Annotated in this window: 14 protein-coding genes; 7 read left to right on the top strand and 7 right to left on the bottom strand. The window is 48.0% G+C overall.

Annotated elements, in window-relative coordinates:
* Positions 1 to 281: 281 nt before the first annotated feature.
* The 3 genes from D0A34_09245 to D0A34_09235 form a co-directional block, all read right to left on the bottom strand.
* Positions 282 to 818: a KH domain-containing protein gene (locus D0A34_09245; GenBank protein ID UNU19029.1), complete on the bottom strand. Its 537-nt coding sequence runs from the start codon at positions 816 to 818 to the stop codon at positions 282 to 284.
* Entirely contained in the window at positions 757 to 1,041 is a 285-nt protein-coding gene (gene rpsP / locus D0A34_09240; GenBank protein ID UNU19028.1) for a 30S ribosomal protein S16, read from the bottom strand. Before rpsP ends, D0A34_09245 begins: the two co-directional genes overlap by 62 nt.
* Positions 1,042 to 1,122: 81 nt before the next feature.
* Positions 1,123 to 2,457 (bottom strand): D-alanyl-D-alanine carboxypeptidase, encoded by a 1,335-nt coding sequence (locus tag D0A34_09235; protein ID UNU19027.1) that lies wholly within the window; start codon positions 2,455 to 2,457, stop codon positions 1,123 to 1,125.
* Between the two features lie 109 nt (positions 2,458 to 2,566).
* On the opposite strand from D0A34_09235, the gene plsX reads away from it, so the two are divergent.
* The 7 genes from plsX to D0A34_09200 all read left to right on the top strand — a co-directional run bounded on the left by plsX (position 2,567) and on the right by D0A34_09200 (position 9,651).
* Positions 2,567 to 3,721 carry a phosphate acyltransferase PlsX gene (plsX, locus tag D0A34_09230; protein UNU19026.1) on the top strand — a complete coding sequence of 385 codons (1,155 nt, stop codon included), beginning with the start codon at positions 2,567 to 2,569 and terminating at the stop codon, positions 3,719 to 3,721.
* Positions 3,722 to 3,884: 163 nt separating this feature from the next.
* Positions 3,885 to 4,886, top strand: a complete 1,002-nt coding sequence (locus D0A34_09225) for a ketoacyl-ACP synthase III (protein UNU19025.1) — start codon at positions 3,885 to 3,887, stop codon at positions 4,884 to 4,886.
* 405 nt (positions 4,887 to 5,291) lie between these two features.
* On the top strand, positions 5,292 to 6,173 hold the full coding sequence (gene fabD, locus D0A34_09220) for a [acyl-carrier-protein] S-malonyltransferase (protein ID UNU19024.1): 882 nt from the start codon (positions 5,292 to 5,294) through the stop codon (positions 6,171 to 6,173).
* Positions 6,174 to 6,416: 243 nt separating this feature from the next.
* Positions 6,417 to 7,130 (top strand): PspA/IM30 family protein, encoded by a 714-nt coding sequence (locus tag D0A34_09215; GenBank protein ID UNU19023.1) that lies wholly within the window; start codon positions 6,417 to 6,419, stop codon positions 7,128 to 7,130.
* A gap of 10 nt (positions 7,131 to 7,140) precedes the next feature.
* Positions 7,141 to 8,082: a phosphate ABC transporter substrate-binding protein gene (locus D0A34_09210; GenBank protein UNU19022.1), complete on the top strand. Its 942-nt coding sequence runs from the start codon at positions 7,141 to 7,143 to the stop codon at positions 8,080 to 8,082.
* 242 nt (positions 8,083 to 8,324) lie between these two features.
* A complete protein-coding gene (locus D0A34_09205) occupies positions 8,325 to 8,963 on the top strand; it encodes a 1-acyl-sn-glycerol-3-phosphate acyltransferase (GenBank protein ID UNU19021.1) in 639 nt (212 codons plus the stop codon).
* Between the two features lie 154 nt (positions 8,964 to 9,117).
* A complete protein-coding gene (locus D0A34_09200; protein ID UNU19020.1) occupies positions 9,118 to 9,651 on the top strand; it encodes a hypothetical protein in 534 nt (177 codons plus the stop codon).
* Between the two features lie 266 nt (positions 9,652 to 9,917).
* Here the strand turns inward: D0A34_09200 and D0A34_09195 are convergent, their stop codons facing one another.
* The 4 genes from D0A34_09195 to D0A34_09180 all read right to left on the bottom strand — a co-directional run bounded on the left by D0A34_09195 (position 9,918) and on the right by D0A34_09180 (position 14,060).
* Positions 9,918 to 10,463: a GAF domain-containing protein gene (locus tag D0A34_09195; GenBank protein UNU19019.1), complete on the bottom strand. Its 546-nt coding sequence runs from the start codon at positions 10,461 to 10,463 to the stop codon at positions 9,918 to 9,920.
* 165 nt (positions 10,464 to 10,628) lie between these two features.
* Entirely contained in the window at positions 10,629 to 11,219 is a 591-nt protein-coding gene (locus D0A34_09190) for a YdcF family protein (protein UNU19018.1), read from the bottom strand.
* A gap of 717 nt (positions 11,220 to 11,936) precedes the next feature.
* Complete coding sequence (locus D0A34_09185) at positions 11,937 to 12,767, bottom strand: hypothetical protein (protein ID UNU19017.1); 831 nt, start codon at positions 12,765 to 12,767, stop codon at positions 11,937 to 11,939.
* Between the two features lie 150 nt (positions 12,768 to 12,917).
* A complete protein-coding gene (locus D0A34_09180) occupies positions 12,918 to 14,060 on the bottom strand; it encodes a hybrid sensor histidine kinase/response regulator (GenBank protein ID UNU19016.1) in 1,143 nt (380 codons plus the stop codon).
* Positions 14,061 to 14,162: the final 102 nt, after the last annotated feature.

The following is a 14,162-nucleotide window of genomic DNA, read 5'->3' as shown; positions in this document are numbered from 1 at the left end:
GTAAAACCTAGTATCTAAGGCGTCTTTTAGATTTAGCTCCCAAATGAGTTTGGTGCTTGAGGCACAAATCAAATCTCCCTTCTATTAAGTCAGGCAATTTTAGATTTTAGATTTGAAATTTTAGATTTTAGATTAACCTGATGCCACTGACATTTGAAATTTTCAATTTTACATTTGTTTCCGATCGCAAAACCGGCAATTTCAAACCAAACAGGGCTTGTAATACAAAGTCTACAACAGGCCATCTAAAATCTAAAATTCTTTCTGGGCTATGCAGTTAGTTAATAACCGGGAGTATTTCTGCTCGTTCTAAACGTAGGTGTGTTAGTACGGCGAGGTTGTTCTCTCGGAGTTCTGCTAGCTAAGGGACTCGGCGACGGAGGAGGCGTCCGGGGTCGGAAGTCGCCTCGTGGTTCCCGCGACCCACGCTCTGGGCGGTCGCGATCCGGGCGGTCGCGATCCGGGCGATCGCGATCGCCCCGGGGCGGGCCAGATCCACGCTCGCCCGCTTCACCATCGTATATATCTAAGTAGAGGGACTGACCCGCCGTCTGCGCCACTGCTTCGAGCGTAGTTCTAATTGCCTGAATATTGCGTCCGCCCCTACCGTAAACCCGGCCTTTGTCGGGATCTTCAAAAGCAAGCCTAACCCAGACCCGCGATTGGCGCGGGTGCAGTTCGCAATCAACCCGCAAAGAGCCTGGGGTCTCTAAAAAAGGCCCAATTAAAAACTTAACCAGTCCAGCATAGTTGGGACTAGCTGACTGTTGCTGTGCTGGATTCAACGTTGGCTCCGGCTCCGACTTGTTCAAATACATGGGCTTTTCTCAGGATGTCACGCACGGTGTCAGTTGGCTGAGCGCCTTCTTGCAGGCGCTTGACAATCGCTGGAACATCCAGCCTGGTTTCGTTATTTCTGGGGTTGTAATAGCCGAGCTCTTCTAGGGGACGGCCGTCGCGGCGAGTAGAACTGTTCATCGCTACAATCCGGTAGCTTGTCTCTCGTTTTTTCCCGTATCTCTTCAATCGCAGTTTGATCATCTTCTTGCACAATAGTCTTGTTCCAATTCTAAGCTATTTTGTCAGCGCTCCTTCCCCGAACTCCAACTCAACCCCTATTTCTTAACCTCCCACCAAAATATCACTACGATTTGCTGCCCCCAAGGCAGGTCTAGCGCCGTCAATGTGCGGTGTAATTGCTAGTGGCAAAATCGATGCACTTCCCCACTGCTGCACCAATTTTTGCAAAAATATATCCTGCTGCGCCCTCAAAGCGTCCCAATCGGTACCGCGATTAATAATTGCAAACCAAACTAAACCCCGATCGCGCGTGGGTATGGCTCCAGCCAAAGCAATCACCGTGTCTAAAGTACCAGTTTTCACCACAGCCGATGGCGGAATGTGTCGGTGTTCCAAAGTTCCTTTATCGCGCCCAGACACCGGAAACAAGTCAGCAACTGTTAGCCCAGTCGTCTGAAGGTTACGCCCGATCGCCTGCATCATCCCACAAGCCGCCCTCGGAGACATCTGATTTTCCACTCCCAATCCCGAACCGTTAACTAATTGAAGTTCCTCCTCCGGCACCCCCGCAGCCCAAGTCGCTTGCTGCTGCACTATTTTTGCCCCGCCCAAATCGTCGGCCAGCATCTGAGCTATTTCATTATCGCTGTGGACGTTCATCTGCTTGAGAATTTCGGCTAAAGGAAGCGATCGGCGTTTCAGTAGCAAATGCCCCGAACTCACAAATTTCTCAGCAATGACGCTGCCGGCAACCGTTACTTGCGGCTTTCTAGTTCCCGGAGCCATCTTAGAATACATTGCCACCACCTCCTGTGGCCAACTGCTCCCGTCGAGGGCTTGCCGCAGTATGTCCCCCGCCACCAAAGGATCGGACTGGTAATTCATGCGGAAATTGCCTGTCACCACCAAATTCCCCGCCACACGTTCGATACCCATTTGATTGAGAGCATTACCAACGGCGATCGCCTCCTCCCACACAAACAGCGGATCGCCCCCGCCGCTGACCACCAAATCTCCCTGCAATACACCATTCCTAATCGGCCCCGTTCCCCGGAACCGCGTTTCAAACTGATAATCCGCGCCCCAAGTCTCCAGTGACGCCAGAGAAGTCGCAATCTTAGTCAGAGAAGCCCCAGGCATCAGCACTGTCCCCTGCTGATTTACCAGCGGCACCATTCCCGCTTGCACCCAAATTCCCTGATTCCCATCAATCAGGTTCTTGTCTTTTAACTCTTTTAAATATTCTCGCACCGTCGCTTCTGCGGGCAAGTCTGGATTTGCCACATTTATTCTCCCAAAAGCCAAATCTTCGGCCACCACTAACCCGGGTATCCCTCCCCGCCAAGCCAGCACTGACGCAGCATTAGGCGCGGCAGTGCCTACCCCAGCCATGTCCAGCCACAGAGACATCATCCCTGAGCTAAATAAATCCAGCATTTTTTACTCCTAAAGTCATGTAAACTATTGCATTGATTTTTTCAATTTGCAGTCAAAAATAGTAAAGTAGTGACAAAACAAGTTCTATCAGAGTAGTCGGAAATGAGAATTGTCCGATCGCCGTTGCGAGCGGATTTTAGTTCTTTATTCAGACTTCTGGATTCACGCTCCTGACTTCCTGGTAGAATTTTTAGTGTTTCTCAAACATTGGTCAATGGGATCGACACGCGCAAGAATTGCAATAGACGCTATGGGCGGGGATCATGCCCCCGCCGAAGTTGTAGCTGGAGCGCTTAAGGCACAAGAAGAATTAGGCGTAGAGATTTTGCTCGTGGGCGACCCGCAGCAAATAGAAGACTCGCTCCGGCAACAAGACGCGATCGGCCGCGTCTCTACAGGTCAGCTAGAAATCGTTCCTTCTGAAGGAGCGGTGGAAATGCACGAAGAACCTTTGAGTGCCCTCAAACGCAAGCCCAACGCTTCGATTAACGTAGCGATGAACTTGGTAAAGCAGCAGCAAGCTGATGCTGTGGTGTCCGCCGGTCACTCCGGCGCGGCAATGGCTGCTGCCCTGCTGAGGTTGGGGAGGCTCCCCGGAATCGATCGCCCTGCGATCGGTGCGGTTTTACCGACAATGGTAGCGGGCACCTCTGTACTCATTCTCGATGTCGGCGCTAATGTGGACTGCCGCCCCAAATTTTTGGAGCAGTTCGCTCTTATGGGAACTATTTACAGCCAGTGCGTGCTGGGCGTCGCTGAACCTAAAATCGGCCTGCTCAACATTGGCGAAGAACCTTCAAAAGGCAACGACGCGGCAGTGCGGACTCACCAGTTATTGGTGGACAATCCGAACATTCCTTTTGTGGGCAATGCCGAAGGCCGCGACGTGCTGTCGGGGAAATTCGACGTGATTGTCTGCGACGGATTTGTCGGCAACGTGTTGTTGAAGTTTGCCGAAGCGGTGGGCGAAGTCGTCGTGCAAGTGCTGAAGGAAGAATTAGTCAAAGGACTCCAACATCAAATTAACGATCCTCTGCTGCAAAAAAGCTTGCAAGGATTTAAGCAGCGGGTAGACCACGTTGAACACGGCGGCGGTTTGCTATTGGGCGTTGCTGGAGTTTGCATTATCAGCCACGGTTCGTCTCAAGCTGGCTCGATTTTTAATGCCATTCGTTTGGCGAAGGAGGCTATTGACAACCAAGTGCTGGAGCGAATTCGATCGTCCAATCACCAAAGCGCTATGGAACAAGAAGCTGTGAATTAGAGGCAGTAAGTAGGAATTGAAAATTAAAAATGTAAAATTAAAAATGTCAGCTTAAACCCACTGTTTTGCTTAAAAAAAAGTAATTTCAGCAGTTTAAAAAATAATTTTAATTGGTAGTTTTTAATTTTTAATTCCTCGATCGATCGCTCATAAATGGAGAGGAATGTTGCAGCAATCAGGGTTCGGCATTGCCGTCACGGGTAGCGGTTCTTGTACACCGCAGGTTTCGCTGGATAATAACGGTTTGAGTCAGATAGTAGAAACTTCTGACGAGTGGATTGGGGCGCGGACGGGCATTCGCTCCCGCAGGCTGGCGGACGATCGCACTTCTTTGTGCGATTTAGCGTCGGAGGCGTCGCTTCAGGCGATCGCAATGGCAGAAATTTCGCCGACCGATATTGATTTGATTATTTTGGCGACTTCCAGTCCTGACGATTTGTTTGGCACTGCCAGTAAAATTCAATATCAATTGGGCGCAACAAAAGCTGTGGCTTTTGATTTAACAGCAGCTTGTTCAGGCTTTGTTTTTGGTTTAGTTACAGCCTCGCAGTTCATTCGGACAGGGGTTTATCAAAATGTTTTGCTGATCGGAGCAGATATTTTGTCTCGTTGGGTGAATTGGTCGGATCGGGGTACTTGCATTCTATTTGGAGACGGTGCAGGTGCGGTGGTATTGCAAGCTTCAGAAGTTGATCGCTTTTTGGGATTTGAAATTCGCAGCGACGGCACGCAAAATTCGTCTCTCAATTTGGCTTACAAAGCCGAGTCAAAAGAATTAATTGAGGGCGTCAGCGTCGGAGTTGGCGGATTTAATCCCATCACAATGAATGGTCAAGAAATTTATCGCTTTGCCGTAAAAAAAGTCCCGGAAGTCATAGAAAAAGCTATGTTTCGGGCCAATATTAACGCTGCAGAAATTGACTGGCTGCTGTTGCACCAAGCCAATCAGCGGATTCTCGATGCAGTTGCCCAAAGGCTAAAGATTCCCCCCGAAAAAGTAATCAGCAATTTGGCAAATTACGGCAATACCTCCGCGGCTTCAATTCCCCTTGCCTTAGACGAAGCCGTGCGTCTGGGTAAAGTTAAACCCGGTGATACTATTGCTGCGGCTGGTTTCGGTGCAGGTTTGACTTGGGGGGCGGCGATTTTTCAATGGGGAAGGTAATATTTGGCGGCCGGCTGTAAACTTGCCCTGCTTATTGTTGGGTCTGTGACACTTGCAAAATACAAATCCTTGAACACGCCATACATAGGGCAAGGTGTGCAGCCGCACACCCCCGGGACAGGAGTTCTTGACAAGCGCGCTCTGAAATAGAAAATACTCTATTCTTCGATCGACTTTCCCCAGCTAGAAAGTGGAAAATTTTGTTACGGCTATTAATTTAATTAAAGTAGCAAAAAAAATATAAAATTCGTAAAAACTGCAATTATTATGTTAGAATTGTGAGTCGCGAGTAGATAGTTCGTTAACCCAAAGATAGCGGATACCAGCGAGCGAACTTAGAAGCGGGAAACAAAGAATTTTTGCAATCACCAATTAGCAACCACCAATTAGCAGATTACCGGAAAAATGACTAAAACAGCATGGGTATTTCCCGGACAAGGTTCCCAGGCGATCGGGATGGGTGCAGACTTATTAAACTTGCCAACAGCCAAAGCCAAATTTGAGCTCGCTAAAGAGATTTTAGGTTGGTCTGTGCCGGAAGTTTGCCAAAAAGAAGAAGCAAAACTATCTCGGACTCTCTACACTCAGCCTTGCTTGTTCGTAGTAGAAAGTATTTTGACCGACTTAATGCGAGAAAAAAGCGATCGGCCCGCGGTAGTTGCCGGTCACAGTTTAGGAGAATATGTTGCCCTCTACGCAGCAGGCGTCTTTGACTTTGAAACGGGATTGCGCTTAGTCAAACGCCGCGCCGAACTCATGGACACCGCCTCAGGCGGGCAAATGGTGGCTTTGATCGGTTTCGACAGACAGGAACTAGAACTGCAAATTCAATACAGCCGAGACGTAGTGCTGGCAAACGACAACAGCGAAGCACAAGTCGTGATTTCTGGAACGCCCGCAGCAGTAGAAGATTTGCTTGCCAAAATCAAAGTCAAACGCGCCGTTAAATTGAATGTTTCTGGTGCGTTTCACTCTCCCCTGATGGCCGGGGTGGCGGCAGAGTTTCAACTAGCGTTAAAGTCTGCAAGGTTTTCCGATGCTAAAATGCTGGTGCTCTCGAACGCAGAACCGTCAGCCACTACCAGCGCAGCCACTTTAAAGCAGCGGTTGACTCAGCAGATGACCAAAGGCGTGCGGTGGCGAGAAATTTCTCTGCAATTGCCACAACAAGGAATTGATCGGGTAGTGGAAATTGGCCCCGGCAAAGTTCTCACAGGTTTGATCAAACGGACTTGTCCGGATTTAGCACTGGTAAATGTTAGCAGTTTTGCAGATTTGCCCGCTTAATCTATTTTTAGCCTGTTATTAAACGGCAGGTTATAAAATTTAGAGTTAATTGGCCCGAAGAGTGTCGAAAAATAAAGAGCACAACAGGCAAATCCGAATATTGGCTGTTGTGCCAATTGGGGATAGACGATCCAGACAGTTAGAAAATATTAATCAAAAATCTAGAAATCGATCGACCTGACGGGACGATCGACAAATCCTGATGTAAACTAGGCGTAAAAACCAAGCTTATCTGGTATTTATATGAAAAAAGTTCTTTACTGGTTGATGGGCGACAAGGCAGGCAGAACCATAGTAGGTGCCTGGAATTGGATGTGGGGACTGCCCGTAGAATCCGGCGGCAAGGTGTCGGTGGCGGTAGCCGAAGAGTCGCTGCGATCCATGCAAGAATCCGTACAAAAATTGGCAGCAGCAGTCTCCACCCAAGTTGCAGCCTACCAGCGCGCCAAAACGAAATATGAAGAAAAAGTTAGGGAAATGCAAACCGTAGAACGCCAAGTCATCACAGCCAAGCGCCACGGCAACGAAGAAGCAGCCCGCTTGGCAATGGCGAAGGTAATTCAGACAGAACAAATTCTGCCGCAGTTAGAAGCTCAAGTAAAACAAGCCGAACAGTTTGTGAACGCTTCCAAAGACAAGCTAAATCGAGAACGGATGAAGCTGGAAGCGTACAAAACCGATATGCAAAATATGAAAGATATGGCCGAGATTAACGAAGCCCTCCGAGCCATATCCAAAGTCCACAACGACCTCAGTATTGATTCAGCTCGATCGCAATTTGAGCAAGCCAAAAACGCCGTCCACGGCCACAACCTCAAACAGCAAGCTTTAGCAGAGCTATCTGAGAATCCCCAAGAAAGACTTCAGGCAGAATTAGAAAATATGACCTTAGACGATGAAGTTAATCGCAGGCTGGAAATGTTAGACGACTCCAACAACAAAGAACTTCCCAGCTAAGGACAATTTTATGGCTAAGAGCGGGCCTTCCCCCATAGTTTTTATCCTGTTATTTCTCTTGCTAGCCGGTGGTGGCTGGTTCTTTTTTCTGAACAAACCAGCGTCGCAAGATGTTAGTAACAATCCCCCCACTCCCACACCTGCAGGCGATGTCGTCCCACTTCCCGTCGCGCCAGTAGTCGGCCGTGCTTCGCCTGTTGCAGCTAGTTCCTTTGCGCTTCCAGCTTCTGTTCCTGCGGGTACGACTGTCAGGATTCAAGGTTCTACCAGTATGGTGACAATCAACCTCAACCTTAAGAATGGCTTTCAGGCCAAGTTTCCTGGCACTAGAGTTGATTCCAAAGCTAACGGTTCTGCAAAGGGAATTCAAGATTTGGTCGCAGGAACAGCCGATATTGCTGCGGTATCGCAACCTTTGACGGCTCAAGAACAAGGTCAGGGTTTGGCAGCGGTGCCTGTTGCCCTAGATACGATCGCCCTCGTAGTCGGCATTAACAACCCGTTTAAAGGAGGTTTAACTTCCGCTCAAACGCAAGATATCTTCAAGGGAAATGCTCAAGACTGGTCGAAAGTCGGTGGCCCCCAAGGCCCGATTAAAGTGATAAATCGACCAGAAGTTAGTGGCACTCACCAAACGTTTAAAGAACAAGTGCTCGGAGGTGGCGAGTTTGGCCGGGCGCCAAATATTACCACGCTCGATCGAGATGCGACAACTCCCCTGCTGCAAGCTTTAGGCAACAACGGTATTGGCTATGCGACTTTCGCTCAAGTAGTCAATCAGAAAACGGTGCGCGTTGTTCCCGTCAACGGTGCGACGCCGGATGCTGGTAACTATCCTTACAAGCGACAGTTGTACTACGCTTACAAAAATCCTCCTAGCCAAGCAGTTAAGGATTTCTTGGGCTATGCGACTTCTTCGGAAGGACAGAAAGCCATGCTGGCTGGAAATTGAGCCTTTGCAAAGTTTTGACATTTAGGAATTCGCCAGAATAAATTCTGGCGCTACACAAGCAAATAGTCCGCCAGAATAAATTCTGCCGCTACACAAGCAAAGTCCGCCTGCGCGGACTATATTCTTCAGTCCGCGCAGGCGGACTTCGTTTGACAAGAAGCGGTTTCAAGCGCCGAATAATCTCAAACGGACTCGATCTGATAGGCTAATATTCGATGTAATTTAAAATCTAAGGTTTTTCTGTGAGCAAAAGTCGCGAACCGGTCGAAAGTTTACTTCTCTACTATTTATTCAAATGGTCAATTGTCAGCCCGATGCTGCACCTGTACTTTCGAGGCCGCATCTACGGTGCAGAAAATGTTCCAGCAGAAGGGCCGCTGGTGGTAGTCAGCAATCACGCCAGCGATTTTGACCCGCCGATTTTGTCTAATTGCATGAGGCGACCTGTCGCATTTATGGCAAAGGAAGAGTTATTTAAAGTTCCTATTTTGAAGCAGGCAATTACGCTTTATGGCGCTTATCCAGTGAAGCGAGAAAGTGCCGATCGCAGTGCAATTCGATCGGCTATCCACTCTTTGGAAAATGGCTGGGCGACGGGTGTATTTTTGCAGGGAACTCGCACGCCAGATGGCAGAATTACTGAACCGAAATTAGGTGCTGCGCTGATAGCTGCTAAGGCAAAAGCGCCGCTGTTACCTGTTAGTTTGTGGGGAACTCACGCCATTTCGTCCAAAGGTTCGGCAGTGCCGCGTCCGGTGCCGCTGACGGTGCGAATTGGCAAGCTAATTGAAGCGCCCGGTTCCTCGGATCGCGAGGAATTGCAAGCGCTGACTCAAAGATGTGCGATCGAGATTAATGCCATGCACGATTTGGGTCGCTGATTTTATAACTTTTGTTGCTGTTTTTCAGGTTATATCTACAGATAGATGAAGGCTGAAGATAAACATCGAAAAATATCAATATAAGTGATTGAAAACAAGCGCAATAATTAGGCTTGAATTTGAGTTTAATTTGACAGGAGATAAGAAGAAAGATATGGTAACAAGCAATCAAACCCGCGCGTTGGGATTGTTTTCTAACCGCGAAGATGCCGAGCAAGCTCTGACAGAATTGAAATCTTCCGGGTTTCCAATGGATAAAGTTTCGGTTGTTGCTAGGGAGGCAGGTGAGTCTGTAGGCGATACTCAAACTAGCACTCAGGTGGGCGACAAAAATCTAGACACAGGATCAGCAGTGGTTGGAGAAACTCTGACAAATAGTGCTTTAGCCAGCTTCCTAGTGGGTCTCGGAAGTTTAGCTATTCCCGGAATCGGGCCGATGATTGCAGCGGGGACTTTCGGCGCCTCACTGGTGGCTACCGTAGCAAGCACTGGCGTCGCGGCTGCGAATTTCGGTGGAGTGGTGAAGGCTTTGACTGACTTGGGAATTCCCGAAGAAACAGCTAGAATTTACACCGATCGCCTGCGGGCCGGCGATTATTTGGTGGTAGTAGATGGCGCTGAGGATGATATTAGTCGAGCTCAAGGGATTTTCAGCAGTCGGGGCATTCAAAATTGGGGCGTTTTTTAAACAAGAATTGTGCACCAAGTCTATCCTCAGGGCGATGCACACCTCACCATTGGTGAGAACACTCAGCTCAAATTGAGTACCACACTTTTGTGTGAAAATTAGCGCCTCGATCCCCCCTAACTTAAAAAGGGGGGAACCCGAAACGGTCTTTCGTCTGCCGGAAAGGGGATTGAGATTGGGCTAAAACCCCGATCTAGACGTGGTTTTAGTCTTAAGTTGACATTCATTCAAGGCCCAGCCGCTCTCTACAAGTAAATTATTGATTTTTATCGCTCATCTTTTGATGCGGAGGCGGTGACATAAGCGACAGCTAAAGGCGAAATTTTTTCTGTAACTGCTGCGATAACTTGGCGATCGAAGTCAGTCCAAACTCGGGGGCGATCGAACATACAAGGCTGCAAAACCCCCCACAATAACTCGTCAGCACAAAGGTGAGCGTGAATTAAAGCTCGATGTCCGAACTCTTTGGCCTCAAAATTTTTGTTGACTACTTCAGGATTGGCTGTTTCAACATCCTCAACAAAAATCGACGCTTCAGTTCGCAAAGCTGCTGCAAACAAAGGGTCTTCTTCCCCTAAAGATTCAGGTTCTTTTTTCCATTCCGCGTCCCAAACCTCGGGATAGTTTGAGTTGCGACGCCAGCAGTAAGGTACTCTGCCCATTTGCGTTTCAGGATTGCGGAGGTAGAGAAAGACGCGATCGCAATTTAACACCTCGCCTAAAGCCGGCACCAAAGCCGAAAAAACAGCATCCGGCGTTTTGGTGTCACTCAAAATTTGCTCCAGAACTTGCGGCAGAATTTGGTCGGTCATTAACTTTGGCTCTTGAAGTTCATATACTGATTTTAAACTACTCGTTCTCTTCTGTTACGCATTTATCATCAGCATCTTCCCCCTTCCTGAAATAGCTGTAGAAGACAAGTTTTAAAACCTGAGCGAATGGCAAAAAATTAACAATTGCTCAATGCTTCCTTGTGTTTATTCAATTCTGGCTTGGCTGAAGTTAGCACCCGTATAACCGGTTGTCAGCCAAAGAATAGCCCTAGCGCCGTCGCGAACAGCTTTTTCCACCGGTTCGGGGGTTCGCCCAGACGGAACTGCCACAGGCTTAAAGCTAATGCCTCGACTGCCGAGCACGATTTCGCCGATAATCTGAGCTCGCCGCATATGATCGTCAGAAGTGATCAGATACACGCTCTCAATCCCTTGAGCTTTCAATTCATCTACCAGGGTGGTAAAATTTGTTACCGTATCCACCGCTCTGTAGTCTAAGTGCAGGCGATCGGACTCAATTCCGGCTTCTGAAAACACCCATTCCGCGAACTCCGGATTGCTCCCAGACGACACCCAAATCGGCAATTCAGGGTAATCGCGAGCAAATTTGGCGGCAAACACCTCTCGCTCCGTAGCCCCACCTAGAACTAACACAGCTTGGGGTCTCTGAAATTCGCTCTTAACCTGCTGATAGCCAAACCAAAACGCCATCAAAAGCCCTACTACGAACCAAAAACTGCGTGAAGTGTTCAAACGCTTGTAACGCTGCGTGTTGGAATTGATTCTTAACCACATCTAAACCTATAAAAATTTTATGTAACTCACAAAGGAACCATAACAAAAAATACCGCACGTATAGCCCACTAACAGGAATTAAAAATTAAAAATTAAAAAAGGGTCGGGGGATCATAGATTTTAGATTTTAGATTGTAGATTGACTCTACGCTTGTGGTGGGGCTTAAACAGGTGATTTTAGATTTTAGATTTCAGATGGACCCTAGAGAGAGAGGTTCTGCGTAAGTCCTCGTCTTCCAGCAAGTATTCGTCTGTGGGCGAATTCGTTAGCAGATATGCAAAAAAGAGGGGCAAAACTTAAGCTTTCCCCTCCTGCTTTTAATTTTTCTTGATTTTTAACGGGACTGGCCGGGTTCGAACCGGCGACCTAGCGCTTCAGATTTGTGTGAGTTTCCCCACTCTCTGGACTATACCTTCACCATATGCTTGCAGCTTTTAGGTGGTGACCGTCTAGTCTCTAAACCTTCCTGATTTCAATATAGGCGATTGTTTAATCGCGCTGAACTCAGGCTTGGCTTGGTATTGCCTTAGAGTCATAGGAACCCACGAACTCTTTAGGTTTCACCAAATTTGACCACATTCACTCCTAGAGTTTCCTCGCAGGGTGCCCGATTCTTCAGGAGGCGCTTGCTCTATCCATCTGAGCCACAGCCCCAGTTGCTAAACCGTTTTGATTATAGCAGTTAATGTCGATTTTGAATTTTTTATTTTGGATGATTAGCGATCGCCAGTTGCCAGTTTCGCAGCGATGCGGGCAAAGTTTTCTGCGGCAGTGAGTTTACCAGCACCGTAACAGGCGCGCTGTCTCCATGCGGTGACGGGGAGATGTCCGGCGGGAGCATCTTCGTTAAATGAGAGCTCGCTGTAATATTTCCAATTTTCCTTGACTCGCCAGCCGACGCGATCGCAAAATTCAGTATAATTTGCCTCGGTACTTTCCCAAATCTGCTGCTGCACGCTCAACCCGAACCGCCCGCTGCTGTATTGTTGCCAAAGTTGGTCGATCGTGCGAAGGTCTGTAGAAGGAAAACTGTCAATATCGGCTGCACTCAGCCAGCCTTCGTCTTCCCTGACAGCGATTTTCAGCAAGATTTCCCAAGTGTGTTCATCAGCTTTGCGCCATTTTCCGGTTTCTAATAGCTTTGTCAGTTGGCGGTAGTCCATCCCTACTTCGGAGATAGCCGGAGGAGAGTCAGGTATGGCGCCGATTTTGTCTTCCAGTCGCAGTAGAGTGCTGACAATCAATTCGGGGTTTAGTTGTTCGAGGCGGTACAGAACCCATTCTAACTGAGATTGAATGTATGTGCGGGCGATCGCCCCTTCCTGAAATTCACTCTGCAACTGCTCAAATTGAGCTGACCAATTTTGTTGATTGCGAGCCACTTCCCACATTTGTTTTGCCCACTGCAATCTAACTTGTTCTTTTTTTAAATAAGTTTTGGAAGGCTTAGCACGTTGCGGGTAGGGAGTCAAATCCCAGCCACAAATCGAGCAAAACTCTGCTTTTTTTTCTATGTATTCAGCACCGCACACTGGACAGTTAGACATATTGCCATAAATTCGGTTGCCAAGTAATTATATGACATCGGGTAGATTAACCATAATTCGATTAGGTACGCACTTTGCCGCCTACAATTACAGTTTATCTGTAGTAATGTGCGCTTTTCGCACCCCAAAGTTAGAGTTAATTATACCGATCTAACAAGGCAAGCGAATACTAAACAAACTGCCTTTGCCCAAATCTGATTTTACTTCGATCGTGCCGCGGTGAGCTTCGACAATTTGCCGACAGAGGTGTAGTCCCAAACCTGTACCGGATCTCTTGTGAGTTCCCGGGCCAAACCTTTCAAATAACTTTGCTTTCTCGGTGGGAGAAATGCCGGCGCCGGAGTCTTTGATTTCTATGATTACCCATGCCAGCGGTTGGTTTTTGAAGCTCGTATAAGCAGGTGAATTTGCAGCTTTTAAGCTGACATCTATTGAGCCGTTGTCCGTGAATTTAATCGCATTTCCGATTAAATTTGTCAGCAAGCGGTGCAGTTCCAGACGATCGCCCGGATACTTCGCAATCGGTGCACTTTCTGCACTTTCGGTCAAGTCTAAATTTACCGACAAACCTTTAGCATCCGCTAGGGGAGCTAGTTCTTCAGCTACCTCAGTAATAAGCTGGCGCAAGTCCACGGGAGCAAAACTTAGGGATTTGGCGCCTGCTTCGTAGCGGTAGACTTCCAGCAACATATTTACCATCGTAATCAGGTTTTTGTTGCTGCGAACCATCGTCCCGAAAGCGTCCCGCATGGGAAGGGAAATTTCTCCCAAAGCTCCCTGCTGCATTAAAGTTAGCATTCGATCGGCGGCTACGAGGGGCGTCCGCAAGTCGTGAGCGAGTCGGGAGACAAAATCTTCGCGCTGGAGGGCGATCGAATTCCGCTCGTCTACACTGTGTTTTAGCCGCAGGAGCGATCGTACCCTCGCCAGCAGTTCATCCATTTCGACTGGTTTGCGGATAAAATCGTCTGCTCCCATGTCCAACCCCTGCACTACGCTCGCACTGTCGTGAGCCGTGATCAGCAAAATCGGGATAAAGGGCAATTCCTTATTTTGTCGGATTCGTTTAGTGACTTCGTAACCGTCCATTCCCGGCATCATCACGTCTAGCAGTACCAAATCCGGGGCTGACTTGTCAATTTGACTCAAGGCAGAAAAGCCGTTTTCTGCCGTGCTAATTTCGTAACCTTCTTCTTCTAGGATTGTTTGAACCAACAAAACATTATCTGGTGCGTCGTCTACCACCAGAATCCGATCGGCTTTTGTGGCATTCGGAACAGATAAATAACTCATTTAATTGCTAGCCTGGAAATAAATACTAAAGTTTAATATGGCATCCGATTTATGTTTTCACATTTTTACATCTGTTAACTCTGTCATAAGGAAGATCTCACC

This window comes from Microcoleus vaginatus PCC 9802, from assembly GCA_022701275.1.
GTDB classification, from domain to species: Bacteria; Cyanobacteriota; Cyanobacteriia; order Cyanobacteriales; family Microcoleaceae; genus Microcoleus; species Microcoleus vaginatus_A.
The sequence above is the reverse complement of the archived record's forward strand: the minus strand, read 5'-3'. Positions and strand labels throughout refer to the sequence as shown.